The sequence below is a fragment of the Nocardioides salarius genome, from assembly GCF_016907435.1.
GTDB classification, from domain to species: domain Bacteria; phylum Actinomycetota; class Actinomycetes; order Propionibacteriales; family Nocardioidaceae; genus Nocardioides; species Nocardioides salarius.
Map to the genome: position 1 here is coordinate 620,812 of NZ_JAFBBZ010000001.1, position 24,309 is coordinate 645,120.

A 24,309-nucleotide genomic window follows, 5' to 3' on the forward strand; every position below is an offset into this window, starting at 1 on the left:
CGGCGATGCTACCCGTCGCCGGTGCGGGCGGACGCCGCGGCCTGCTCGCGCGCCTCCAGCCTGTCCAGGCGCCGGTCCTCGCGCTTGGCCTCGGCCATCGAGGAGCGCACCCACTGGGTGAAGAGCACCGCGAAGAAGGTCAGGGCGATCAGGTCGCCCGAGCCCCACAGGATGCCGCCGGCCAACTGCTGGTCGTCGTAGGGGTCGGGCAGCCACGAGCCCATCGGCCCCTCGCGCAGGCGCGGGTAGTAGTCGCCGGCCAGCAGCGTGGACTGGCCCATGATCGTGACGCCCAGGAACGCGTGGAAGGGCAGCGTGAGCACCGTGAGCAGCATCCGGAAGGGGTAGCCGTGGCGACCTGGCAGCGGGTCGATGCCCACCAGCGGCCAGAAGAACAGCGCGCCCACCGCCACGAGGTGCACGTGCATCATCTCGTGCACGAAGACCGACTCCAGCGAGGCGCGGTACCAGTCGGTGAAGTAGAGCGCCCACGGCGAGACGATGTAGAGCAGGAACGCCAGCGGCGCGAAGGAGAGCACCTTGGCCAGGCGTGAGTGCAGCAGCGCCAGCAGCCAACCGCGCGGGCGCCGCGGCAGCGTGCGCAGCGCGAGGGTCACCGGGGCGCCCAGCGCCAGCGCGAGCGGCACCAGCATCGACAGGATCATGTGCTGGACCATGTGCACGCTCAGCAGCGTCGTGTCGTACGCCGCCAGCCCCGAGGCCGTCGCGAAGTAGAACGAGCCCATCCCCCCGCCCACGAAGGCGACGGTGCGCCCCACCGGCCAGTGGTCCCCGCGGGCCCGCAGCCGCCGCACGCCCAGCAGGTAGAGACCCACCACCCAGACGGTCCCGATCGTGGGCACCGGGGCCAGCGACCACTGCCCCAGGACCTCTCCCAGGGAGAAGGCGGGCAGGCCGGCGCCGATGGTCATCGCGAGCACGACGAGACCTCCTGCGAGGGGACTGGAGCGGGGAACGGCACGTTGTGAACTTTATGACCCGGCACTAACCGGGGGTCGGGGTGACCTCGTTCAGATCGCAGGACATAATGCTCGTGTGGCGACAGCGGCAACCCTCCCAGCATCCCGTCTGCACGGGCACCACGACCGACCCAGCATGGTCAGTGTCGGGACCATCATCTGGCTCTCGAGCGAGCTGATGTTCTTCGCGGCGCTCTTCGCGGCGTACTTCACGATCCGCTCGGTCAGTCCGGACCTGTGGGAGCAGAACACCCAGCTCCTCGACGTGCCCTTCGCACTGGCCAACACCACGATCCTGGTGCTGTCCTCGCTGACCTGCCAGCTCGGCGTCTTCGCCGCCGAGCGCGGCCAGGCGGGGCGCACCGGCTCGCTGCTGCAGTTCAAGCTGTGGGGCCTGCGGGAGTGGTTCATCCTGACCTACCTGATGGGCTCGGTCTTCGTGGCCGGCCAGGCCGTCGAGTACGCCAACCTCGTGCAGGAGGGCGTCACGATGCAGGACTCGGCCTACGGCTCGATGTTCTACCTGACGACCGGCTTCCACGGCATCCACGTGGCGGGCGGCCTCATCGCCTTCCTCCTCGTGCTGGGGCGCACCTACCTGGCCCGCAAGTTCACCCACGAGCAGGCCGTCAGCGCCATCGTCGTCTCGTACTACTGGCACTTCGTCGACGTCGTCTGGATCGGGCTTTTCGCCACGATCTACCTTGTCAAGTAACTCCTGAGTCGCTGCACCCCGAACCCAAGGACCCCCAGTGCGCTTCGTGAACCGCTCCGCCGGTCGCCTCTCCCGTCACCGTCGCGGCCCGTTGGCCGGACTCGTCCTGCTGCTGGTCGGCCTGGTGACCGCCGGTGGTCTCTACACCGCGCTGGCCCCCGCCCAGGCGCAGGACTCCGACACCCTGGCCATCGAGGTCGAGAAGGGCCGCGAGCTGTTCCTCGTGGGCTGCTCGAGCTGCCACGGCCTCAACGGCGAGGGCGTCAGCACGCTCGACGGCAACAACCTCGGCCCCTCGCTCGTCGGCGTCGGCGCCGCGGCGGTCGACTTCCAGGTCGGCACCGGCCGGATGCCGATGGCCCAGCCCGGCGCCCAGGCTCCCCGCAAGCCGGTCACCTACTCGGAGGAGGAGACCGCCCAGCTCGCGGCGTACGTCGCCTCGCTGGGCCCCGGCCCCGCCATCCCCGACGAGTCCGACTACTCGATCGAGGGTCTCGACGACGACGCCAAGGAGGCGGCGGTCGTCCGTGGTGGCCAGATCTTCCTGACCAACTGCACCGCCTGCCACAACTTCGAGGGATCGGGTGGCGCCATGCCGCGCGGCGGCTATGCCCCGGCTCTCGACGGCGTGGAGTCCAAGTACATCTACGAGGCCCTGCTGACCGGCCCGCAGAACATGCCCAGCTTCAGCAACGGCAACCTCGCACCCGAGGAGAAGCGCGACGTCATCGCCTACCTGAAGTCGCTCGAGGAGCAGCCCGGGTACGGCGGCTTCGGCATGGGCGGCCTCGGCCCCGTGACCGACGGCGTCTTCGCGTGGCTGGTCGGTATCGGCGGTCTGGTCGCCTTCGCGATCTGGATCGCTGCGCACACCACCCGATCGAAGAAGAAGGTGACTTCGTGACGGACATCCAGCACGGCGAGCAGGCCGGCAAGCACCTGCCCGCGACGACCGAGGAGCCGATCGCCAACCCGGGCCTCCCCGAGCACACCTGGCGACCCACCGACGTCGACGACGACGCGGCACGACGAGCCGAGCGCCAGGTCGCGACGATGTTCGGTCTCGCCTCGGTCTTCGCGGTCCTCTTCGTGGTGGCCTACTTCTCCTTCGACGTCGGCGACAGCTGGGAGACGGTGCTGGGCCTCGGCGCCTCGAACATCGCCCTGGGCACCACGCTGGGCATGGCCCTGCTGCTCATCGGCGTCGGGATCATCCAGTGGGCCCGCAAGCTGATGGCCGACCACGAGATGGTCGAGATGCGCCACCCGGCCCGTTCCTCCGACGAGGACCGCGCCGCGACGCTGGCCGCCCTCGACGCCGGGCTCGAGGAGTCCGGCATCGCGCGTCGCCCGCTGGTGCGCAACTCGCTGATCGCCTCGATCACCCTGCTGCTCGCGCCGGCCGTGGTGCTGTTCCGCGACCTGGGCCCCACACCCAGCCAGGCAGCAGCCAGCGGCCCCGACGCGGGCCTCGAGAACACCATCTGGAAGCCCGACATGCGTGTTGTGCGCGATGTCATCGGCACCCCGATCCGCGCCGCCGACCTCGAGGTCGGCGACCTGGTCAACGCCGAGCCCGAGGCCATCTTCCCGACCGAGGAGAACGGCTACCCCGAGATCGAGGGCGTCGAGCTGTACGTGGCGAAGTCGAAGGCCGCGGTCGTCGTGGTCCGGATGGACCCCGACGACGTGATCCCCGGCGAGGGGCGCGACAACTGGTCGGTCGACGGGATCGTCTGCTACTCCAAGATCTGCACCCACGTCGGGTGCCCGATCTCGCTCTACGAGCGCACCACGCACCACCTGCTGTGCCCCTGCCACCAGTCCACCTTCGACCTCGCCGACTCCGGGCGTGTCGTCTTCGGTCCCGCCGGACGGCATCTTCCCCAGCTCCCGCTGGCGGTCGATGCCGAGGGCTTCCTGGTCGCGCAGAGCGACTTCACCGAGCCGGTGGGGCCCAGCTACTGGGAACGTGACCACAAGGACATCGGCGAGCAGGGTGAGGCAGAGCTGTGAGCATGGACACCAGCAAGGTCGCGACGAGCAACAGCTCGGCCGCGACAGCCAAGAAGCCCGGCAAGGCAGGAGTCGTGGCCAACTGGGCCGACGAGCGCCTGGGCCTGGGCACGGCCATGAAGAAGAACCTGCGCAAGGTCTTCCCCGACCACTGGTCCTTCATGCTCGGCGAAATTGCTCTGTGGAGCTTCGTCGTGCTGCTGCTGACCGGTGTCTTCCTGACGTTCTGGTACCGGCCGAGCATGGCCGAGGTGACCTACATGGGCTCCTACGACCAGCTGCGCGGGCTGCACATGTCCGAGGCGATGGCCTCGACCCTCAACATCAGCTTCGACGTCCGCGGCGGCCTGCTGATGCGCCAGATGCACCACTGGGCAGCCAACATCTTCATCGCCTCGATGATGATCCACCTGCTGCGCGTCTACTTCACCGGTGCGTTCCGCAAGCCGCGAGAGCTCAACTGGGTCATCGGCTCGCTGCTGCTGCTGCTGGGCACCCTCGAGGGCTTCACCGGCTACTCGCTGCCCGACGACCTGCTCTCCGGCACCGGCATCCGCGCCGCCGACGGCTTCATGAAGTCGATCCCGGTCGTGGGCACCTACATGTCGTTCTTCCTCTTCGGTGGCGAGTTCCCGGGTGACTCGATCATCCCGCGCCTCTACACCATCCACGTCCTGCTGATCCCCGGCCTGCTGCTGGGGCTGATCGCGGCCCACATGCTGCTGCTCGTCTACCACAAGCACACGCAGTGGCCTGGTCCCGGCCGCACCGAGGAGAACGTCGTCGGCTTCCCGATGCTCCCCGTGTACGCCGCCAAGGCCGGTGGCTTCTTCTTCATCGTCTTCGGTGTCACCGCCATGATGGGTGCGCTGCTCAACATCAACCCCGTCTGGAAGCTCGGCCCCTACGACCCGACCAAGGTGACGGCAGGTTCGCAGCCCGACTGGTACATGGGCTGGCCCGACGGCGCGCTGCGCATCATGCCGGGCTGGGAGACCCACCTGTTCGGCTACACGATCGCCTGGAACGTCTTCCTGCCTGTCATCGTGCTGCCCGGCCTGATGTTCACGATCCTGCTGATGCTGCCGTTCATCGAGTCCTGGATCACCGGGGACAAGCGCGACCACCACCTGCTGGAGCGCCCGCGCAACGCCCCGACCCGGACCGCCATCATGGTCGCGCTGATGACGTTCTACGGCCTGATGTGGGCTGCGGGCGGCAACGACATCATCGCGATCAAGCTCAACCTGAGCATCAACCAGATCACCTACTTCCTGCGGGTAGCGGTCTTCCTGGGTCCGGTGATCGCCTTCATGATCACCAAGCGCTGGTGCATCTCGTTGCAGCGCCACGACCAGGAGAAGCTGCTGCACGGCTACGAGACGGGCGTGATCATGCGCTCCCCCGAGGGTGGCTACAGCGAGCGGCACCTGCCGATCGCCCCGGCCTCGGCCTACACCCTCACCGCGCGCGACCGCGACGAGATGTGGACGCCCGAGGCGGAGACCGACGAGAACGGCGTACGTCGTCCCGGCGGTCGACTCAGCGGCCTGCGGGCCAGGCTCAACAAGACCTGGTACGCCGACAACGTGCAGAAGCCGACCGCGGCCGAGCTCGAGGAGGCGCACCACCACGCCGAGCACGAGCACGAGCTGCAGGCGCCCCTGGAGGGCCACTCGGCCGACGGCCACCAGTTCGACGGACACCACGCCGTCGAGGGCGAGACGTTGCGCGGCAGCCACTGAGGCACCGGCACGACACGAAGGCCCCCACCCGATCCGTCGGGTGGGGGCCTTCGTCGTGCCGGGTGGCTCAGCCCAGGGCGGAGCCGGCCCGGTACTCCGCCCAGCCGAGGTTCCAGTCGCCGAAGCCGTTGTCGAGGGTCATCGCCCGGTCGGTGCCGGTGTACTCCACGACGTCGCCGCGCCGGGTCATCGAGTAGAGCCAGGCGGCCTGCTCGGTGCTCAGACCGGTGCAGCCGTGCGAGACGTTGGCGCTGCCCTGGCTGCCGACCGACCAGGGCGCGGCGTGGATGAACTCCCCCGAGCTGGTCAGCCGCATCGCCCACTGCACGTCGGCGATGTCGTAGGCCTCGTCGCCGCCGATGCCGACGGTCTCGGAGTCCATCCGCTTCGACTCGTACTTCTCCATCACCACCTTGGTGCCGGAGCGGGTGGTGAACCCGGCCTTGCCGGTGGTGATCGGGATGGTGCGCAGCAACCGGCCCTCGGAGAAGACCTCCATGGTGTGGCGCTGCGCGTCGATGCGGTAGACGTGGGCCTCCCCCACGGTGAAGGCGACCTCGCGGCTCTCCTGGCCGTAGATCCCTCCCCCGGCGTCGACGCCGTTGATGTCGAGGTCGACCACCACCTCGCTGCCGGCCTGCCAGTACTCCTTGGGGCGGTAGTGCGCCTCGGTGTCGCTGAGCCAGTGCCAGGAGCCGGCCTGGCGCGGCGTGGACTCGACGGCCATCTCGGGCTCCATCGCAGCCCGGTCGGTGACCGGAAGGTCGAACTGCACCACGACCGGCATCCCGACCCCGACCGTCTCCCCGGCCAGCGGGGCCACCGAGGCATAGGTCTGCTGCGACAGCGACAGGTCGGCGGTGCGGAAGCGGCGCTCGCGCACGACCGGCCCGTCGGCGCCACGCACCCGCGCGCGCACGACGTACGCCGTGCCGGGCTCGAGCCGCTCGGTGGCCCGCCAGGAGCCGTCCTGACGGCGGCCCGTCCCCCCGGGCGGCGGAGGTGACCCGCACCCCCAGCAGGTCGCCGCCGGCGGCGTCGACCTCGAGCAGCGTGTCGACCGACACGTCCTGCGCGCGCTTGCGCACTTTGCTGCGCAGCCCGACCGGGGCCGGCCCGGCACCCGTTGGGGCCCGTCCGCACTACGGGTGGCCGGCCCGGTGTGCAGGTGGTCCGCAACGTCGGAGGCACTTTCGTAGGCGCCCAGGACGCTGAGGGAAACCGCCAGCGCGGCCAGGCTGCCGTACGTCGCCGTCGTCGGGGCGAGCGCGAGGCACCGGGAGCTCGGAGGTCATGTTGCCGGTTGGTCGACGAGGAGGACACGACGACTCCGCGGCCCGAGGGCGGAGTCGTCGTGGTGGTGGGTCGGGAGGGCGCTCAGTGCGCGTGCTCACCGCGGTAGTACTCGTAGACCAGCCCGGAGGTGGCCACGGCACCCAGGACGGCTCCGATGATGGCCAGCCACCATGCTGTCATCGCAACTCCGAAGACGATCGTGCCGAGGGTCAGCGCGGCCCACAGCGGCCACCAGGAGTACGGCGGGAAGAAGCCCAGCTCTCCGGCGCCGTCGGCGATCTCGGCGTCCTTGCGGTCCTCCGGACGCGGCTCCATCTTCTTGGCGTGGAAGCCGAGGTAGAAGGTGACCATCAGGGTGAGCAGCGTGGTCATCGTCAGGGCGGAGGTGCCCGTCCAGTCGCCACCGGTGTCGCCGGCACTGGTGATGAACCAGTACGCCGGGGTGATCAGCACCAGGAACACGGTGCAGATCGCGAAGATCAAGGCCTCGGCCCTCATCAGCTGTCCTTCCCGTCGTCGGACCGAGTGCCGGTGGACCGACGCTCACCCACGGTCTCTCCGCGCCCGGCCATGTCGGGGGCGTCGGCGAAGCGACCCTCGCGCGCCGCCTCGTTCTGGTCGAGCTCGATGGCCGCGATCTCCGGGTGGTGCAGGTCGAAGGCCGGCGACTCCGAGCGGATGCGCGGGATGGTCACGAAGTTGTGGCGCGGCGGCGGGCACGAGGTGGCCCACTCCAGCGAGCGACCCCAGCCCCACGGGTCATCGACCTCGACCAGCGGTGCCTTGCGCGAGATCCACACGTTGTAGAAGAACGGCAGCATCGACAGGCTCAGCAGGAACGCACCCACGGTGGAGATCTGGTTGAGCAGGGTGAACCCGTCGTCGGGCAGGTAGTCGGCGTAGCGGCGCGGCATGCCCTCGACACCGAGCCAGTGCTGGACCAGGAAGGTCAGGTGGAAGCCGATGAACAGGATCCAGAAGTGCAGCTTGCCCAGCCGCTCGTCGAGCATCCGACCCGTGAACTTGGGCCACCAGAAGTAGAAGCCCGCGAACATCGCGAAGACCACGGTGCCGAAGACGACGTAGTGGAAGTGCGCGACCACGAAGTAGGAGTCCGAGACCTGGAAGTCGAGCGGCGGGCTGGCCAGGATGATGCCGGTCAGACCACCGAACAGGAACGTGGTCAGGAAGCCGATCGACCACAGCATCGGGGTGTCGAAGGACAGCGACCCGCCCCACATCGTGCCGATCCAGTTGAAGAACTTCACGCCGGTCGGCACCGCGATCAGGAACGTCATGCCGGAGAAGAACGGCAGGTTGACCGCGCCTGTGACGAACATGTGGTGCGCCCAGACCGCGACCGAGAGGATCGCGATGCCCAGGGTCGCGCCCACCAGGCCGACGTAGCCGAACAGCGGCTTGCGGCTGAAGACCGGGAAGATCTCGGTCACGATGCCGAAGAACGGCAGCGCGATGATGTAGACCTCCGGGTGGCCGAAGAACCAGAACAGGTGCTGCCACAGGATCGCGCCGCCGTGGGCGGTGTCGAAGACGTTAGCCCCCAGGATGCGGTCCGCTTCGAGCATCAGCAGCGCGCCGGCGAGCACCGGGAAGGCGATGAGCACCAGCAGGCTGGTGATCAAGGTGTTCCACACGAACAACGGCATCCGGAACATGGTCATGCCGGGGGCGCGCATGCAGATGATCGTGGTGATGAAGTTGACCGCGCCCAGGATGGAGCCGAGTCCGGCCATCCACAGACCCATGATCCACAGGTCACCGCCCACGCTGGGGCTGTTGACGGCGTTGGACAGCGGGGTGTAGGCGAACCACCCGAAGGAGGCTGCGCCCTCAGGGGTCAGGAAGCCCGATGCGGCGATCAGGCCGCCGAAGAGGAACAGCCAGTAGCTGAACATGTTCAACCGCGGGAACGCGACGTCGGGTGAGCCGATCTGGATCGGCATGATCACGTTGGCGAAGCCGAAGAACAGCGGCGTCGCGAAGAGCAGCAGCATGATCGTGCCGTGCATGGTGAAGAGCTGGTTGTAGAGCTCCTCGTTGACCACCTGCTGGCCCGGGAAAGCCAGCTCGGAGCGGATCACCAAGGCCATCAGGCCACCGATGAGGAACCACGCGAACGAGGTGATCAGGTACATCTTGCCGATCAGCTTGTGATCGGTCGTCGTCATCATCCGCACGGCCAGCTGGCCGAGCGGCTTGCGGGGCTCGCCGGGTGCGGTCGGCCTCTGGGCGGTGGCGGCGCTCACTGGCCCTCTCCTCCGGATCGGGTGGATGCGAGGCCCACCTGGGTGCGGGCGTCCTCGCCTCCGAGGATGGGCAGCTCGGCCTGGACGCCCGTGCTGGCGAGGTTGGAGTCGGCCAGGTCCGCCACGTAGGCGTCGTACTCCTCAGCGCTGACGACCTCGACGTTGAAGAGCATCCGCGAGTGGTAGGCACCGCAGAGCTCGTAGCACTTGCCCTTGAAGGTGCCCTCGGTCGTGGGAGTGACCTCGAAGGAGTTCACGCGACCCGGGATGACGTCCATCTTGATCAGGAACGCCGGTACACCGAAGTCGTGGATCACGTCGGGCGAGTGCAGGTTGAAACGCGTGGTCTCACCGACCGGCAGCACCAACGTGGGGATGTCGGTGAGAGTGCCCGCGAGGTAGGCGTAGCCCTCGTAGGGGAACTCGTCGTCCTCGTTGTCCTCGTCAGCTGCCACGTCGACGGCGCCGATGCCGTGGTTGAAGGTCCACGACCACTTCTGGGCGGTCACCTCGACGATGTTGTCGGGGGCTGGGGACTCCTCGAGCACGATGTCCTGGACCCGGATGGTCTGGGCGAAGAACACCACGACCATCATGATCGGCGCGACCGTGTAGAAGATCTCCAGCGGCAGGTTGTAGCGCGTCTGGACCGGGACCTCGTCGTCGCTTCGCCGGCGGTAGGCGACCACCACCCAGGCGATGAGGCCCCACACGACGACACCGGTGATCAGAGCCGCGATCCACGCGCCCTGCCACAGCGCGAGGGTCGACTCGCCCTGCTCGGTGATGGGCTCTGGCATGGCCAGGCGCTCCCACTCACCGCGGGACTCCGACGAACAACCGGCGAGCAGCACGAGGCCGAGGCCGAGCGTGGCGCCCAGGCCCGCACGACGGGCCGAGGCCCGCCGACGTCCTGGTGCCATCTGGGGGAGCTGCAGACTCACGAACGAGCCTTCCTCTCAAGCGATCAGAAGTTGGCGTCAGAGTACCCCGCCCACCAGCCGTCCGGCTGCACAGGGTGGCCTACCGTGGCGGTTGTGACGAATGCCGCGCCGGTCGACCTCGACGCGGCCTCGGGCGAGCCGCTGCACCCCGCGGCGAGCGAGGTCCTGGCCGCGGCGCACGAGCGTGGCTGGGGCGACCCGCGGCGCCTGCACCGGGCCGGCCGCGACGCCCGGCTGCTGCTCGACAACGCCCGCGAGGTGGTGGCCGGGGCGCTGGGGGTGCGCCGCGACGAGGTCTCCTTCACCTCCTCGGGCACCGAGGCCGTGCACCGGGGCCTGCTCGGGCTCCTCGAGGGCCGTGCCGACGGCCGCGACGCCACGCTGCTCAGCGCCGTCGAGCACAGCGCCGTGGGCCACGCCGCCGACTGGTGGGCCCGGCGCAGCGGCGTGCCGGGCGCCGTGGTGCCGGTCGACCGGCACGGGCGGGTCTCCCCCGACGACGTCGTCGACCTGGTCGCGCCCGGCACCGGGGTGGTGGCCCTCCAGGCCGCCAACCACGAGGTCGGCACCGTCCAGCCCGTCGCGGAGGTCGCGGCGCGCCTCGACGGGCGGGTCCCGCTCTTCGTCGACGCCTGCGCCGCCGCCGGGCGACGGGCGCTGCCCCGCGGCTGGGACGCCGCGGCCGCGTCCGCGCACAAGTGGGGCGGCCCGCCCGGCGTGGGGGTGCTGCTGGTGCGCAAGGGCGCCCGTTGGGCCTCCCCCTTCCCCGGCGACGACCGCGTCGACGAGCGCACCTCGGGCTTCGAGAACGTGCCGGCGGCCCTGGCCGCAGCAGCAGCGCTGCAGGCGGTGGTGACCGAGCGAGACGAGGTGGCGACCCGCCAGCACGCCCTGGTCGCCCGACTGCGCGAGGGCGTCACGGTGATCCCCGACGTCGACGTGGTGGGCGACCCCGACGACCGGCTGCCCCACCTGGTGACCTTCTCGTTCCTCTACGTCGACGGCGAGGCGCTGGTCCACGAGCTCGAGAGGCACGGCTTCGGGGTCGCCAGCGGCTCGGCGTGCACGTCGTCGACCTTCGAGCCCAGCCACGTGCTGGCCGCGATGGGCGCCCTGACCCACGGCAACGCCCGGGTCTCCCTGCACCGCGACACCGGCGCCGACGACGTCGAGCGGCTGCTCGCGGTGCTGCCCGGCGTCGTCGCCGACCTGCGCGCGCGGGTGGGCATGTGAGCACCCCCGAGCCCGGCGCGGACCTGCGCGAGCTCGACTGCCGCGGCCGGCTGTGCCCGCTGCCGGTGATCGACCTGGCGCGGGCGCTGCCCGAGGTGGCGGTCGGCGACGTCGTGGGCGTCGTCGCCGACGACGCGGCTGCGCGGGTCGACGTACCGGCCTGGTGCCGGATGCGCGGCCAGGAGTACCTGGGCGAGGACGCCGCCGACGACGGGGTCCCCCGCTACCTGGTGCGGCGGCTGACCTAGCGCGCCTGGTGCGCTGCGGCCAGGTGCGGCGCCACGTCGGCGGCCGCCTCGGCGCCGTAGGACTCCTCGAGCCGGGCCAGGAACTGCTCGGCGGTGAAGCTGTACTCCTGGGTGCCGACGGTCTCCACCACGTACGCCGCCAGGACGCACCCGACCTGCGCGCTGCGGGTCAGGTCGAGGCCCCACGCGGTCGCGGCGAGGTAGCCGGCACGGAAGGCGTCGCCGACGCCGGTCGGCTCGACCGCGGTGACGTTCTTGGCGGCGGGCACGACGATGTCGTCCTCGCCGGCGCGCAGCACCCGCACGCCGTCGGCGCCCAGGGTGGTGACCTGCACGCCCACCCGGGCCAGCACCTCGTCGGCCGACCAGCCGGTCTTCTGCTGGATCAGGTGCGACTCGTACTCGTTGCTGAAGAGGATCGCGGCGCCCTCGACCAGCGGGCGGATCAGGTCGCCCTCGCCGAAGGCGAGCTGCTGGCTGGGGTCGGCGATGAAGGGGTAGCCGCGCTGGCGGCACTCGTCGGTGTGGCGCAGCATCCCGTCGGGGTCGTCGGCGCCGATGAGCACGAACGACGGCGCCCCCACCCGGGCCACGATCGGGGCCAGCTCGATGAGCCGGGCCTCCTTCATCGCACCGGGGTAGAAGGAGGCGAACTGGGCCATCGTGGTGTCGGTGGTGCACACGAAGCGAGCCGTGTGCAGCGACTCCGAGATCCGCACGTGGTCGCAGTCGACGCCGTGGCGCTCCAGCCAGGAGCGGTAGTCGGCGAAGTCCTCGCCCGCCGATCCCACCAGCACCGGGCGCAGGCCCAGGCGCGCCATCCCGAAGCACATGTTGGGCGCGACCCCGCCGCGGCGGATCTCGAGGTCGTCGACCAGGAACGAGACCGACAGCTTGTGCAGCTGCTCGACGACCAGGGAGTCCTCGAACTTCCCGGCGAAGCTCATCAGGTGGTCGGTCGCGATCGACCCGGCGACCAGGAGCGGGCCACCGGTCGGGACCACCGCCTGGGGGTCGGCCGGGGGGTCGGTCAGGGGCGTCGAGGAGGTGTCGGGCACGGCGCGAACACTACCTGCGGGTACTGCTGGGAGTACCCCCCAGTAGCCCCTAGCGTCACGGCCATGACCTCCTCGACGTCCTCCCCCGGCCCCGTCGGGCCCTCGGCCCGGCTCGCCTACGACGACCTGGCCCCCATCAGCGACATGGGCACCGACTGCGAGGCCGCCGGCCGCGCCCTGCACCTGAGCGTGGGCCGCGAGGCCGTGGCTGCCGCAGCCGTGGCGCGCGCCGCGGTCCGCCCCGCCCCCAGCATCCACTTCGCCGACTTCCCCCGCGAGGTGCCCAAGCGCGACATCGAGGTCGGCGAGGCCGCCCAGCGGCTCGCCAACGCGCTGTCGCTGCATCTGGACTGAGCGCTCCGGCGTACGACGAAGCCCCCGGACCTGGTCGGTCCGGGGGCTTCGGTGTGTCTCAGTGCTGGTGCTGGGCGGTGCTCTGACCCATCAGCAACTGGGTCTCGGCACGGCGGTCACGGCTTCGCAGGCTCAGCCGTGCGCCTTGCTCGACCACCAACAGCAAGTCCGCTGGCGCGTCCTTGCTCAGTGGAAGCTGTCGCCGCAGGCGCAGGAGCCGGTCGAGTTGGGGTTGTCGATGGTGAAGCCCTGCTTCTCGATGGTGTCGACGAAGTCGATCATCGCGCCGTTGAGGTAGGGCACGCTCATCCGGTCGACGACGACGCTGACGCCGTCGAAGTCGGTGACGACGTCGCCGTCGAGGGTGCGCTCGTCGAAGAAGAGCTGGTAGCGCAGGCCCGAGCAGCCACCGGGCTGCACGGAGATGCGCAGCGCGAGGTCGTCGCGTCCCTCCTGCTCCAGCAGGCTCTGCACCTTGGCTGCGGCCACCGGGCTCAGGTTGATGCTGTCGGTGCGGCGCTCAGGAGTGGTCTCCACCTGCTCGGTCATGTCTGTGCTCCCAACATGGGTTGCGTGCTGCGTGGTCTGGTGCGGGCCGCCGGCACGTCGTCGACTGCAGCGGTCTCCGGGTCAAGGGTAGGCCACGCCGGGTTATTCCCTCGACCATGTCCGGGCGACCCGCTGCCCCAGCGCCTCGAGGCTGCCCACGGGGTCCTCGAAGGCCTGCTGCTCACCGACGAGGTCGACCAGCGAGTACGCCGACTCCACGCCCAGCGCGCGCATCTCCCGCGAGCCGACCAGCACCTGCCCGGCCAGCGCCACGCACGGCCGCAGCGCCTCGGCGGCGACCTCGGCGACGCCGTACGGCACCTTGCCCGAGCGGCTGGAGAAGTCGAAGGCGCCCTCGCCGGTCACCACGAGGTCCGCGGCGCGGGCCCGGTCGGCCAGCCCCACGGCCTCGGCGACCAGGGCGATGCCGGGCTCGCGCACCGCGCCCAGGCACAGCAGCGCGTGGCCCAGCCCTCCGGCCGCCCCTGCCCCCTTCTGCAGCGAGGTGCGCCGGTCGGTGGCGGCGGCCAGCCGCTCGAGCCAGCCGTCCACCTCGAGGTGGCGCTCCTCGGCGATGCCCTTCTGGGGGCCGTAGGTCTTGGTGGCGCCGAACAGGCCGGTCAGCGGGTTGTCGACGTCGCTGGCGGCGACGAGCCGCACCCGGCCCACGCGCTCGCGCGCCGGAGCCAGGTCGACGGCGGCGAGATCGCCGAAGCGGGCCGGGCCGGCGTCCAGCCGTCCGGTCTCGGTCGTGGCGCCCAGGGCGTGCAGCAGCCCCGCTCCCCCGTCGTTGGTGCCGCTGCCGCCGAGGCCGACCACGACCGTGGTGGCGCCGGTCGCGAGCGCCGCCAGCAGCAGCTGGCCCACGCCGACGGTGGTCGCGAGCTCGGGGTCGCCCTCGGCGGCCAGGTGCCGCCCGCAGGCCTGCGCGGTCTCGACGTACGCCGTCTCGCCGACGACCAGCACCGTGGCCGGCACCTCCTCGCCGTGCGGGCCGCTCACCGTCGAGACCAGCAGCTCGCCGCCCAGGGTGGCGTGCAGCACGTCGACGAAGCCGGGGCCGCCGTCCGACATCGGCGCCAGGTCGAGCTCGTCGCCGGGCGCGTGGCGCCGCCAGCCCGCGGCGATCGCCTCGGCGGCCTCCACGGCGGTGAGAGTGCCGGCGAACTTGTCAGGGGCGACCAGGACTCGCATGGGCGCATCCTCGCAGCCGCGGGCGGGCCCGGCCACGGCGCTGCCGCCTACGGTGGGCAGGTGCCGAGCCCGACCGCCGCCATCCGCCCGATGCGCCCCGACGACGTCGCCGAGGCCGAGCAGGTCAGCTCGGAGAGCCTCCACGCGCTCGACCGGCTCACGCTGCCCCGCGCCTGGCCCGAGCCGGAGCCGCGGCAGGGCGGCCGGAGCCGGTCGTGGCAGGCCCGCACCCAGCACCTGCTGCGCACCGACCCGGGCGGTTGCTGGGTGGCCGAGGAGGACGGCACGATGGTGGGGGTCGTGACCTCGCTGGTGCGCGAGGGCACCTGGATCCTCTCGACGTACGCCGTGCGGCCGGGCCACCAGGGCCGCGGCGTCGGCAAGCCGCTGCTGGCGGCAGCGCTGCACCACGGCCGGGGCGCCCTGCGCGGCATGCTGTCGAGCTCGGCCGACCCCCGCGCGGTCCGCGTCTACCGCCAGGCCGGGCTCTCGCTGCACCCGCAGATGGTGCTGCGCGGCACCCTCGACCGCACCGCGATCCCGCTCGGCACGGGCGACAAGGTGCGCGAGGGCAGCGCCGGTGACCAGGACCTGCTCGACTCGGTCGACCGGCAGGCCCGCGGGAGCGCGCACGGTGCCGACCACCCCCTGCTCATGACGCAGTCGCGGCTGCTGGTCTCCGAGACCTCCACCGGGTCCGGCTACGCCTACGCCTACCCCGACGGCCGGGTGGCGCTGCTGGCCGCGACGAACCGCCGCACGGCCGGGCGGCTGCTGTGGTCGGCGCTGGCCGACGGGCCCGAGCAGACCGAGGTCGCGCACGTCACCGCGGCCAACGAGTGGGCCCTCGACATCGGTCTGGCCGCCCGGCTGGAGGTCTGGACGGTGGGCTACCTGGCGCTGCGGGCGATGCGTCCGCCGTCGCCGTACCTGCACCACGGCTCGCTGCTGTGAGGTCGGCGCCTACGATGGGGCCATGACGACCGTCGACCTCCCGCTGCTGCCGCTGGGCCGTGGCGTCGACCTGCAGTCCGAGCGCGGGGTCGAGTGCCCCGGTGACCTGCCGGCCGCGTCCGACCCCGACCTGGTCGCGCGTGCGCGCGCGGCGAAGGAGGCCCTCGGCGAGCGCGTCTTCGTGCTGGGCCACCACTACCAGCGCGACGAGGTCATCCAGTTCGCCGACGTCACGGGCGACTCCTTCAAGCTGGCCCGCGAGGCCGCGGCCCGCCCCGACGCCGAGTTCATCGTCTTCTGCGGCGTGCACTTCATGGCCGAGTCGGCCGACATCCTGACCTCCCCCGACCAGCAGGTCGTGCTGCCCGACCTCGCGGCCGGATGCTCGATGGCCGACATGGCCCGCCTGCAGCAGGTCGAGACCGCCTGGGACGCGATGGCCGAGGCCGGCATCCAGGACGCCGTGGTGCCGGTGACCTACATGAACTCCAGCGCCGACATCAAGGCCTTCTGCGGGCGCAACGGCGGCGTCGTGTGCACCTCCAGCAACGCCGAGGTCGCGCTGGAGTGGGCCTACGACCAGTTGCCCGACGTCGAGGGTGGCGCCAAGGTCCTCTTCCTGCCCGACCAGCACCTGGGCCGCAACACCGCCGTGCTGCAGATGGGCCTCACCCTCGAGGACTGCGTGGTCTGGGACCCGCACCGCCCCAGCGGCGGCCTGACCCCCGAGCAGCTGCGCGACGCCAAGATGATCCTGTGGAAGGGCCACTGCTCGGTGCACGGCCGCTTCTCCCCCGACGTCGTCGACGCGCTGCGCGCCCAGGACCCTGACATCCAGATCCTGGTGCACCCCGAGTGCCGTCACGAGGTCGTGCTCAAGGCCGACCTGGTCGGCTCGACCGAGTTCATCATCCAGACCATCGAGGCCGCCCCGGCCGGCTCGTCGTGGGCCATCGGCACCGAGCTCAACCTCGTCAAGCGCCTGGCCGACAGCCACCCCGACAAGTCCATCGCCTTCCTCGACCGCACCGTGTGCTACTGCTCGACGATGAACCGCATCGACCTGCCGCACCTGGTCTGGGCGCTCGAGTCGCTGGCGGCCGGCACCGTGGTCAACCGCATCGAGGTCGACGCCGACACCGAGCGGGAGGCGCTGGTCGCCCTCGAGCGGATGCTGGCGCTGCCCGGTCGCACCGCCAAGGACTGACGCACGAGCAGTCACTTCCGCACCGTCGACCAGTCACTTTCGCACCGGCCTGGGGGTCGGAGTGACCGGTCGGTGGTGCGAAGGTGACTGCTCGTCGCGGGTGACTACTGCTCGCGGGACGGCAGCTCGAACCACACCGTGGTGCCGCCGCCGGGCGTCTCCTCGATCCCGATGGTCCCGCCGTGCGCGTCGACCACGCGACGAACCGTCGCGAGGCCGATCCCCGAGCCGGGTACGTCGGCGTGGGTGCGGGTGAGCGGCTCGAAGACGCGCTCACGGTCCTCGGGCGCGATGCCGAGCCCGTGGTCGACCACCTCGACGCGCCAGCCGGCAGCGGCCGGCCTCGCGTGCACGCGGATCCGGGCGCTCTGGCCCGCGGGTACGAACTTCGCGGCGTTGGCCACCAGGTTCTGCACCACGGCCCGCAGCTGCACCGGGTCGCCGGTGACCACCGGCAGCCCGCCGACCTCGAGGCTCGCACCGCCCAGCGCCTCGGCCAGGTCGTCGCGCACGTCCTGGACCAGCCCGCCCAGGTCGACCGGCTTGCTGGCGATCTGGCCACCGATGCGGGCGTAGGCGAGCAGGTCGTCGATCAGCGCCTGCATCCGCTCCGCCCCCTTCTCGGCCCGCCCGACGAGGTACTCGGCCGTGACCGGGTCGAGCCCTCCAGCCTCGACCTCCTCGGCGAGCATCGAGAGCGACATCCGCACCGCCGTGAGCGGGTTGCGCAGGTCGTGGCTCACCTGGCCCGCGAAGGCTGTCAGCTGGCTGTTGGAGCGCTGCAGCTCGTCGCGCACCCGCTCGAGCTCGCAGACCGACGAGGCCAGCTCACGGGTGCGCAGCTCGAGCTCGAGCAGGTCGACGACCCGCTCGGCCAGCTCGGCCAGGGCACGCTCCTGGTCGTCGGTGATCTCACGGGGCACGGTGTCGAAGACGCACAGGGTCCCGATCACCACTCCGTGCGGGGTGACGAGCTGGTGGGTGGCGTAGAAGCGCACGTCGCCGATCTCCCCGGTGACGAACGGGTTGTCGGCGAAGCGGGGGTCCTGGGAGGCGTCGGGGACCACCACCGGGACGCCCTCGTGCAGCACCACGTTGCACATCGAGTCCTCGCGGGTGCACACGGAGGCGTCGAATCCCTTCGTGGCGATCTGGTGCTGGGCGACGTCGGTGATCAGGTTGATGGTCGCCAGGGGCACGTCGGCGACCTGGGCCGCGATGTCGACCAGCGCGACGAGGTCGCTGCGGGGCGGGTCGAGCAGCACCTGGTAGCGGTCGATCTCCAGGACCCGGCGCCGGTCCTCCACGACGGGGGCGTGGTCCGACAGCTGCTCCAGCACGCGTTCCTCCAGTCGTCCGGCCGGGGCCGGACAGGAGGGAGTGGTGCCACGGCGGGACGGCGCCCAGTCTAGGGAGCCCTCCTGACGCGCCGCACCCGAAAACGAGGCGCGTCCTGCAAAGACTCTCGGCGGGCCGGGACCGGAGGCCCTAGAGGCCCGGCGCACCCCACAGCGCGAGCCAGCGCGACGCCTGCTGCTCGACCGGCAGCTCCCCGCTCAGCGTCTCGCGCAGGTTGATCTCGAGCAGGCTGTCGCGCTGCCGCGCGCCACCGGGCTGCGGGGCGAAGGGGTAGAAGGTGCCCTGCTTGTAGAGGTAGACCAGACCGACGCGGCGTCCGGCGGCGTCCTCGAAGGGCACCAGCGAGCACAGCAGCCCCGGCCCGAAGCCCTGCGACTCCAGGGTGGTGTTGACCGCGTGCAGGTCGGTGACCAGGCCCCCGACGTCGTCGGGGTCGTCGTCGACGACCAGCCACGTGTAGCCGAACTCGTCGTGGGAGGTGCTGACCTCGGGGGCGTCGGCGGCGTTGCGCAGCAGCGTCAGGATCTCGGCCTCGGTCTCGGCGAAGGCCGCCCCACCGGCCGCGCGGTAGCAGACCGAGCCGAGCCCGGTGGGCCGCAGGCCCAGCGAGGCCTGCAGCGTGATCGCGGCGCTCGGCACCCCGAACAGCGCGTCGAGGTCGGCCTGCTTGGGCCGGCTGCGGCCCAGGATGGAGTCGAGGAAACCCACCGCTGCCCCTCAGCCCGTCGGGCGGCCGAGCTCGGCCTGGATCTTGGCCAGCTGCTCGAGGCGCTGCTCGAGGCTGGGGTGGGTGGAGGTCAGGCTGCGCATCGAGACGCCCTTGATCGCCGGGGCGATGAAGAAGGCGTTCATCGCCGAGCTGGCACGCAGGTCCTTCTGCGGCACCGCCTCCATCTCACCGGTGATCTTCTGCAGCGCAGAAGCCAGCGCCTGCGGCTTCATCGTCAGGTACGCGCCCGCCCGGTCGGCGGCCATCTCGCGGTAGCGCGAGAGCAGCTTGAGCAGCACGAAGCTGACGGCGTACACGACGACGCTCACCAGCAGGATCACCAGCCAGACCGGCAACGCGCTGTTGTTGTTGTCGCGCCGGTTGCCGCCGAAGAGCATCCCGTAGCGCGCACCGGAGGTGAGCATGCCGGCGGCGATGCCGGCCGAGGACGCCACGGTCATCACCAGCACGTCGCGGTGGGCCACGTGGGACAGCTCGTGGGCGAGGACGCCCTCGAGCTCCTCGGCGGTGAGCGTGTTCATGATGCCGGTGGTCACGACCACCACCGAGCGGTCCGGGGAGCGGCCGGTGGCGAAGGCGTTGGGGATGCGGGAGTCGGCGACGCCGACGCGGGGCTTGGGCATGTCGGCCATGGCGCAGAGCCGGTCGATCATGCCGTGCAGCTCGGGCGCCTGTTCGGGGCTCACCTCGCGGGCCCGCATCGCCTTCATGGCCACGGTGTCGCTGCTCCACCACTGGTAGACCGCGACCCCGATGCCGGCCAGGCCGACGATCATCGCGAGACCAGTGCCGCCGTACCCGCCGGCCACCGCCATCAGCGAGCCGACCAGCACCACGAAGAGCAGGCCGAGCAGGAACATGACCAGCGTCATCCGGGCGGTCAGCCCGGCGTCGCCGACGAAACGCGTGCGTGCCATGCCCTCATCCTCCCCCGTGGTCCAAGCAGCCTGGGCGGCGCCCGGTCGGTCGTCGTCCAGGCGCCGATCCCGATCCCCTGGGGATCAGCCCGGGATCAGCCCGTCGCCGCTGAGCATCTGCGCGACCTCGGCCATCGTGGCGTCGGCCGGGGGCAGGATCAGGTCGGACTCGTCGAGGCTGTCGAGCTGGTGCGGGGCGGCCTCGGCACGCACCGCCTCCAGCAGCGCGGCGAGCGCCGTGGTGAAGGCGGCCTCGTCGCCGGCCTCCACGGCCGCCTCGACCTCGGCGTCCAGCGTGTTCAGGCGCTCCATGGCCTCGTCGGGGACGTCGAGCTGGCCCTCGCCGAGGATGCGGACGATCATGCCCGGTCCTCGGGACGCTCGACCTTCTCGCCCTCCGGCTGCGAGTCGAGGATGTCGCCCCCGCTCTCGAGCTGGCCGGGCTGGGCGGAGCCCTTGAGCCGGGCCAGCTCGGCCTCGACGTCGGAGTGGCTGCTCATCGCGTCGAGCTCGCGGGAGATGTCGTCGCCGCGGTTCAGCGAGCTCGCGTCGTCGAGCGCCCCGGAGGCGATCAGCTCGTCGATGGCGCCGGCGCGCGCCTGCATGTTGGCCGTCTTGTCCTCGGCGCGCTGGATCGCCATGCCGACGTCGCCCATCTCCTCGCCGATCCCCGACATCGCCTCGTTGATGCGGGTCTGCGCCTCGGCGGCGGTGTAGGTCGCCTTGATCGTCTCCTTGCGGGTGCGGAAGGACTCGACCTTGGCCTGCAGCCGCTGTTGGGCCAGGGTGAGCTTCTCCTCCTCGCCCTGCAGCTGCGCGTGCTGGGCGCGCAGGTCGTCGATCTGCTGGGTCAGCGCCGACTTGCGGGTCAGCGCCTCGCGGGCCAGGTCCTCGCGCTCGACCGAGATCGCCTTCTGCGCCTGGGCCTGCAGCTTGTCGGACTGCTGCTGCAGCTGGTTCATCTGCAGCTCCACGCGCTTGCGCGAGGTGGCCACGTCGGCGACGCCGCGACGTACCTTGGAGAGCAGGTCCAGCTGGCGCTGGTAGCTGTAGTCGAGGGTCTGACGCGGGTCCTCCGCGCGGTCGAGGGCCGTGTTGGCCTTCGAGCGGAAGATCAAGGTCATGCGCTTCCAGAGGCTCATGGTGGTGCGGTCCCTCTTCCGGTCGGTCGCGTGTGGTGCTGCGGGTCACCTCACCTTACGGCTCGACGGCAAGGTGCCGCGAGGGGGTCGCGGTGGCTCGCCGGTAGGCTGGAGGGCCCAGCCGTCCCACCCCCGGTCGCCCGCGCGGCGTCCCCCACCAGAAGGTCCAGCGTTGTTCCGTCGCAGCAAGAGCGAGCCCGTCCCGGACACCACCTCCTCCGCCGTCCCCGGCGCCGGGCCCACGACCGAGCGGCCCAGCACCAAGGGTCGCCCCACGCCGACGCGCAAGGAGGCCGAGGCGATGGCCCGGGCCCGGGCCAAGCCGCCGCGGACCCGCCGCGAGATGGCCCAGGCCCAGCGCTCGGCGCGCGGCGAGTCGACCGCCCGGGTCAAGGCCGGCATGAAGGCCGGCGAGGAGCGCTACCTGATGGCCCGCGACAAGGGCCCGGTGCGCCGCTTCACCCGCGACTTCGTCGACGCCCGCTTCTCCTTCGTCGAGCTGATGATCCCCATCCTGCTGGTGACGATGGTCCTCAGCTACTCCGGCAACGCCGGGCTGGCCAGCTTCGGCAGCTCGGTGCTGCTGCTGGCGATGCTGCTGGTGGTCATGGACATGGTGCTGCTGCGCTTCCGCCTGCGTCGTGAGCTCGTCGCACGCTTCCCCGACGACTCGCACAAGGGCACCACCTACTACGCCATCACCCGCGCCATGCAGATGCGCTTCATGCGCCTGCCCAAGACGCAGGTCAAGATCGGGCAGAGCCTGCCCGAGCACTACCGCTAGGCCGGCGCCGTGGGGCCGCTGGAGGCCGTGGGCCTGGCTGCGGGCCTGCTCGGTGCCGTGCTCTTCGGGTGCGGCGCGGTCGCCCAGGCCCATGGCGTACGCCGTCACCCGGCGCCGCCGGGGCACCTGGCCGGCTTCGTGGCGCGCTCGGTGCGCGACCCGTGGACGTGGCTGGTGCTGGCCGCCTACCTCGGCGGCTTCCTGCTGCACGTCGTGGCCATCTGGTGGCTGCCGCTCTACCTGGCCCAGGCCACGGTGGCCATGGCGCTGCCGGTCGCGGCGCTGGCCCAGCGCCACGTCGAGGAGCCGCTGGGGCTAGCGCACTGGACCTCGGTGGGGCTGGTCGTGCTCGGGCTGGTGCTCCTGGCGGCGGGCTCGGGCAGCGCCGGCGCGACCCGCACCGACCCGGTGCTGGCGCTGGTGCTGGCCCTCGCGGCGCTCGCCCTCGCCCTGGCCAGCGTGCTGCGCCACCGCCTGGGCCCCGCCGGGCTGGGAGCGCTCGCCGGGCTCGGCTACGCGGGCTCGGCGGTGGCGGTGCGGGGCGTGCAGCTGCCGGTGGACGGACCGGTGCTGGTCTGCGCCCTGGCGGTGCCGTCCTTCAGCCTGGTGGCCTTCTGGCTCTACTCGCTGGGCATGGACCGCGCCGCGGTGTCGTCGGCCACGGCACCGATGAACGTGGGCCAGACGTTCGTGCCGGCGGCCGTGGGGGTGGCCCTGCTCGGCGACACCGTGCGGCACGGCTGGGAGCCCGTGGTGCTGCTGGGGCTGGTCGTCTCGACGTGGGGAGCGGTGCGGCTGGGCCGCGCGGGTGACCTGGCCCGTCCGCACCGCCCCACGGACCAGGGCTCAGCCGAACTCGCGCCGAGCGGGTGAGACCGTCTTCGCCGGGTCGCGCTCGACGACGGGCGCGACGGCCTCGTCGATGGCGGCCATCAGGTCGTCGTCGAGGCGCACCCCGGCGGCCTTGACGTTGTCGCTGACCTGCTCGGGCCGGCTGGCGCCGATGATCGCCGACGAGACGTTGGGGTTCTGCAGCACCCAGGCGACGGCCAGCTGGGCCATCGACAGCCCGGCCTGCTCGGCCAGCGGCTCGAGCTTCTCGACCCGCTGCAGCACGTCGTCCTGCAGCCAGCGGCTGATCATCTTGTCGCCGCCCTTCTCGTCGGTCGCGCGCGAGCCCGCCGGGTGGTCCTGGCCGACGCGGTACTTGCCGGTCAGCACCCCCTGCGCGATCGGGGACCAGACGACCTGGCCCATGCCGAGCTCCTCGCAGGTGGGCACCACCTCGGACTCGATGACGCGCCACAGCAGGTTGTACTGCGGCTGGTTGGAGACGAGCGGGATGCGCAGCTCGCGGGCCAGCGCGTGGGCCGCGCGGATCTCCTCGGCGCGCCACTCCGAGACCCCGATGTAGTGCGCCTTGCCGGCGTGCACGACGTCGGCGAAGGCCTCCATCGTCTCCTCCAGGGGCGTCTCGTGGTCGTAGCGGTGCGCCTGGTAGAGGTCGACGTGGTCGGTCTGGAGGCGACGCAGCGAGGCGTCGATCGACTCCATGATGTGCTTGCGCGAGAGCCCGTGGTCGTTGTGCGCGCCGGGGCCGGTGGGCCAGTAGACCTTCGTGAAGATCTCCAGGCCCTCGCGGCGCTCGCCGGCGAGGGCCTTGCCCAGCACCGTCTCGGCCGCGGTGTTCGCGTAGACGTCGGCCGTGTCGAACGTGGTGATGCCCTCGTCGAGGGCCTGGCGCACGCAGGCCAGCGCGGCGTCCTCCTCGACCTGCGAGCCGTGGGTGAGCCAGTTGCCGTACGAGATGGCCGAGACCTTCAGGCCACTCTTTCCGAGGTTGCGGATCTCCATGCCTCCAACCTACCCACGGCGTCTCACCCCACCGGAGGGCCCGCGGTCGCTGCTGCGAGGATGAGGCCATGAGCAGCCCCACCGCCGACGTGTCCGTGCGCGTGGCCTGGGCCGAGGACGCCGCGGCCGTCGCCGCCCTGCAGCTGCGCGCCTGGCCGGTGATGTACGCCGGGCTGGTCCCCGCCGAGTCGCTGCCCTCGGGCCCCGAGGCCCTCGAGGCCGTGACCGCCGCGTGGACCCAGGCCCTCGCGCGCCCGGCCGACGCCCGGCATCGCACCCTCGTGGCGCTCGAGCGCAACCGCGTGGTCGGCTTCGCGATCACCACGCCGGCCACCGACCCCGACTGCGACCCGGTCTCCGACGGCGAGCTCACCGAGCTGGTCCTCGACCCGGAGGAGCGTGGCAAGGGCCACGGGTCGCGGTTGCAGCAGGCGGCCGTCGACACGCTGCGCGCCGACCGCTTCACCCGGGCCGTGACCTGGTTGGTGGCCACCGACGACACGACCCGAGCCTTCCTCGTCGGCGCCGGCTGGGACAGCGACGGGGCGCACCGCGAGCTCGACCTCGACGGCAGCGGCACGGTCACGGTGAAGCAGGTCCGCCTGCACACCGCCCTCGTCTGAGGACCGTCGCCCCGACCACCGCCGACCACCGCCGCCCACCGGGTCCCGGTGCCACCCGTACGGGCGGGATTGCCGAGGGCCCACCAGGGTAAAGGAACGGGTGGATGGACGCGGCCACCGTGGCCGCACCGGATCGAAGG

The 24,309-nt window shown here is 71.4% G+C and carries 26 protein-coding genes; 12 read left to right on the forward strand and 14 right to left on the reverse strand.

Annotated elements, in window-relative coordinates; translation table 11 throughout:
• Positions 1-8: 8 nt before the first annotated feature.
• The gene (locus tag JOE61_RS03050; protein ID WP_193670490.1) at positions 9-932 is read right to left on the reverse strand and encodes a cytochrome c oxidase assembly protein; all 924 of its coding nucleotides are present in this window, start codon (positions 930-932) and stop codon (positions 9-11) included.
• A gap of 124 nt (positions 933-1,056) precedes the next feature.
• On the opposite strand from JOE61_RS03050, the gene ctaE reads away from it, so the two are divergent.
• The 4 genes from ctaE to qcrB are packed head-to-tail and all read left to right on the forward strand — an operon-like array spanning position 1,057 to position 5,456.
• Positions 1,057-1,695, forward strand: coding sequence for an aa3-type cytochrome oxidase subunit III (gene ctaE / locus JOE61_RS03055; RefSeq protein ID WP_439117317.1), 639 nt, complete (start codon positions 1,057-1,059; stop codon positions 1,693-1,695).
• A 37-nt stretch (positions 1,696-1,732) separates the two neighbouring features.
• Complete coding sequence (gene qcrC / locus JOE61_RS03060) at positions 1,733-2,599, forward strand: cytochrome bc1 complex diheme cytochrome c subunit (RefSeq protein ID WP_193670437.1); 867 nt, start codon at positions 1,733-1,735, stop codon at positions 2,597-2,599.
• Positions 2,596-3,711: a cytochrome bc1 complex Rieske iron-sulfur subunit gene (gene qcrA, locus JOE61_RS03065; RefSeq protein WP_193670438.1), complete on the forward strand. Its 1,116-nt coding sequence runs from the start codon at positions 2,596-2,598 to the stop codon at positions 3,709-3,711. The genes qcrC and qcrA overlap by 4 nt, the downstream gene beginning before the upstream one ends.
• Positions 3,712-3,713: 2 nt before the next feature.
• Positions 3,714-5,456: a cytochrome bc1 complex cytochrome b subunit gene (qcrB, locus tag JOE61_RS03070; protein WP_193670439.1), complete on the forward strand. Its 1,743-nt coding sequence runs from the start codon at positions 3,714-3,716 to the stop codon at positions 5,454-5,456.
• 67 nt (positions 5,457-5,523) lie between these two features.
• Here qcrB and JOE61_RS03075 read toward each other — a convergent pair whose 3' ends face one another.
• The 4 genes from JOE61_RS03075 to ctaC form a co-directional block, all read right to left on the reverse strand.
• Complete coding sequence (locus JOE61_RS03075; protein WP_193670440.1) at positions 5,524-6,375, reverse strand: L,D-transpeptidase; 852 nt, start codon at positions 6,373-6,375, stop codon at positions 5,524-5,526.
• A 458-nt stretch (positions 6,376-6,833) separates the two neighbouring features.
• Positions 6,834-7,250: a cytochrome c oxidase subunit 4 gene (locus JOE61_RS03080; RefSeq protein ID WP_193670441.1), complete on the reverse strand. Its 417-nt coding sequence runs from the start codon at positions 7,248-7,250 to the stop codon at positions 6,834-6,836.
• A complete protein-coding gene (gene ctaD / locus JOE61_RS03085) occupies positions 7,250-9,019 on the reverse strand; it encodes an aa3-type cytochrome oxidase subunit I (protein WP_439117316.1) in 1,770 nt (589 codons plus the stop codon). The genes JOE61_RS03080 and ctaD overlap by 1 nt, the downstream gene beginning before the upstream one ends.
• Positions 9,016-9,963: an aa3-type cytochrome oxidase subunit II gene (gene ctaC / locus JOE61_RS03090; RefSeq protein ID WP_302707956.1), complete on the reverse strand. Its 948-nt coding sequence runs from the start codon at positions 9,961-9,963 to the stop codon at positions 9,016-9,018. The genes ctaD and ctaC overlap by 4 nt, the downstream gene beginning before the upstream one ends.
• Before the next feature lie 93 nt (positions 9,964-10,056).
• On the opposite strand from ctaC, the gene JOE61_RS03095 reads away from it, so the two are divergent.
• On the forward strand, positions 10,057-11,196 hold the full coding sequence (locus JOE61_RS03095) for a cysteine desulfurase family protein (protein ID WP_193670442.1): 1,140 nt from the start codon (positions 10,057-10,059) through the stop codon (positions 11,194-11,196).
• Positions 11,193-11,444 carry a sulfurtransferase TusA family protein gene (locus JOE61_RS03100; protein ID WP_193670443.1) on the forward strand — a complete coding sequence of 84 codons (252 nt, stop codon included), beginning with the start codon at positions 11,193-11,195 and terminating at the stop codon, positions 11,442-11,444. The genes JOE61_RS03095 and JOE61_RS03100 overlap by 4 nt, the downstream gene beginning before the upstream one ends.
• Here JOE61_RS03100 and JOE61_RS03105 read toward each other — a convergent pair.
• Positions 11,441-12,391, reverse strand: a complete 951-nt coding sequence (locus JOE61_RS03105) for a carbohydrate kinase family protein (protein ID WP_193670493.1) — start codon at positions 12,389-12,391, stop codon at positions 11,441-11,443. The two genes, JOE61_RS03100 and JOE61_RS03105, sit on opposite strands and share 4 nt — an antisense overlap.
• Positions 12,392-12,565: 174 nt before the next feature.
• Here JOE61_RS03105 and JOE61_RS03110 point away from each other — a divergent pair, with 174 nt between their 5' ends.
• Positions 12,566-12,856: a hypothetical protein gene (locus JOE61_RS03110; RefSeq protein ID WP_193670444.1), complete on the forward strand. Its 291-nt coding sequence runs from the start codon at positions 12,566-12,568 to the stop codon at positions 12,854-12,856.
• Positions 12,857-13,042: 186 nt separating this feature from the next.
• Here JOE61_RS03110 and JOE61_RS03115 read toward each other — a convergent pair whose 3' ends face one another.
• Both JOE61_RS03115 and JOE61_RS03120 read right to left on the reverse strand, forming a co-directional pair.
• Positions 13,043-13,405: a HesB/IscA family protein gene (locus JOE61_RS03115; RefSeq protein WP_193670445.1), complete on the reverse strand. Its 363-nt coding sequence runs from the start codon at positions 13,403-13,405 to the stop codon at positions 13,043-13,045.
• A gap of 102 nt (positions 13,406-13,507) precedes the next feature.
• Positions 13,508-14,599 (reverse strand): glycerate kinase family protein, encoded by a 1,092-nt coding sequence (locus JOE61_RS03120; protein ID WP_193670446.1) that lies wholly within the window; start codon positions 14,597-14,599, stop codon positions 13,508-13,510.
• Between the two features lie 60 nt (positions 14,600-14,659).
• On the opposite strand from JOE61_RS03120, the gene JOE61_RS03125 reads away from it, so the two are divergent.
• Entirely contained in the window at positions 14,660-15,553 is an 894-nt protein-coding gene (locus JOE61_RS03125) for a GNAT family N-acetyltransferase (RefSeq protein ID WP_307822777.1), read from the forward strand.
• Positions 15,554-15,575: 22 nt separating this feature from the next.
• On the forward strand, positions 15,576-16,760 hold the full coding sequence (gene nadA, locus JOE61_RS03130) for a quinolinate synthase NadA (RefSeq protein ID WP_193670447.1): 1,185 nt from the start codon (positions 15,576-15,578) through the stop codon (positions 16,758-16,760).
• Between the two features lie 104 nt (positions 16,761-16,864).
• Here nadA and JOE61_RS03135 read toward each other — a convergent pair whose 3' ends face one another.
• The 5 genes from JOE61_RS03135 to JOE61_RS03155 all read right to left on the reverse strand — a co-directional run bounded on the left by JOE61_RS03135 (position 16,865) and on the right by JOE61_RS03155 (position 20,908).
• A complete protein-coding gene (locus tag JOE61_RS03135; RefSeq protein WP_204797129.1) occupies positions 16,865-18,100 on the reverse strand; it encodes a sensor histidine kinase in 1,236 nt (411 codons plus the stop codon).
• A gap of 148 nt (positions 18,101-18,248) precedes the next feature.
• Positions 18,249-18,827, reverse strand: coding sequence for a PspA-associated protein PspAB (gene pspAB, locus JOE61_RS03140; RefSeq protein ID WP_193670448.1), 579 nt, complete (start codon positions 18,825-18,827; stop codon positions 18,249-18,251).
• Between the two features lie 9 nt (positions 18,828-18,836).
• Entirely contained in the window at positions 18,837-19,766 is a 930-nt protein-coding gene (gene htpX / locus JOE61_RS03145; RefSeq protein ID WP_193670449.1) for a zinc metalloprotease HtpX, read from the reverse strand.
• Positions 19,767-19,850: 84 nt separating this feature from the next.
• On the reverse strand, positions 19,851-20,129 hold the full coding sequence (gene pspAA / locus JOE61_RS03150) for a PspA-associated protein PspAA (RefSeq protein ID WP_193670450.1): 279 nt from the start codon (positions 20,127-20,129) through the stop codon (positions 19,851-19,853).
• The gene (locus JOE61_RS03155) at positions 20,126-20,908 is read right to left on the reverse strand and encodes a PspA/IM30 family protein (RefSeq protein WP_193670451.1); all 783 of its coding nucleotides are present in this window, start codon (positions 20,906-20,908) and stop codon (positions 20,126-20,128) included. Before JOE61_RS03155 ends, pspAA begins: the two co-directional genes overlap by 4 nt.
• A gap of 172 nt (positions 20,909-21,080) precedes the next feature.
• Here JOE61_RS03155 and JOE61_RS03160 point away from each other — a divergent pair, with 172 nt between their 5' ends.
• Entirely contained in the window at positions 21,081-21,692 is a 612-nt protein-coding gene (locus tag JOE61_RS03160; protein WP_227492167.1) for a DUF3043 domain-containing protein, read from the forward strand.
• A gap of 9 nt (positions 21,693-21,701) precedes the next feature.
• Positions 21,702-22,565, forward strand: a complete 864-nt coding sequence (locus JOE61_RS03165) for a hypothetical protein (RefSeq protein WP_193670452.1) — start codon at positions 21,702-21,704, stop codon at positions 22,563-22,565.
• Here the strand turns inward: JOE61_RS03165 and JOE61_RS03170 are convergent.
• Entirely contained in the window at positions 22,539-23,546 is a 1,008-nt protein-coding gene (locus JOE61_RS03170) for an aldo/keto reductase family protein (protein WP_193670453.1), read from the reverse strand. The genes JOE61_RS03165 and JOE61_RS03170 overlap by 27 nt on opposite strands.
• A gap of 68 nt (positions 23,547-23,614) precedes the next feature.
• On the opposite strand from JOE61_RS03170, the gene JOE61_RS03175 reads away from it, so the two are divergent.
• Positions 23,615-24,169: a GNAT family N-acetyltransferase gene (locus tag JOE61_RS03175; RefSeq protein WP_193670454.1), complete on the forward strand. Its 555-nt coding sequence runs from the start codon at positions 23,615-23,617 to the stop codon at positions 24,167-24,169.
• Positions 24,170-24,309 lie beyond the last annotated feature (140 nt).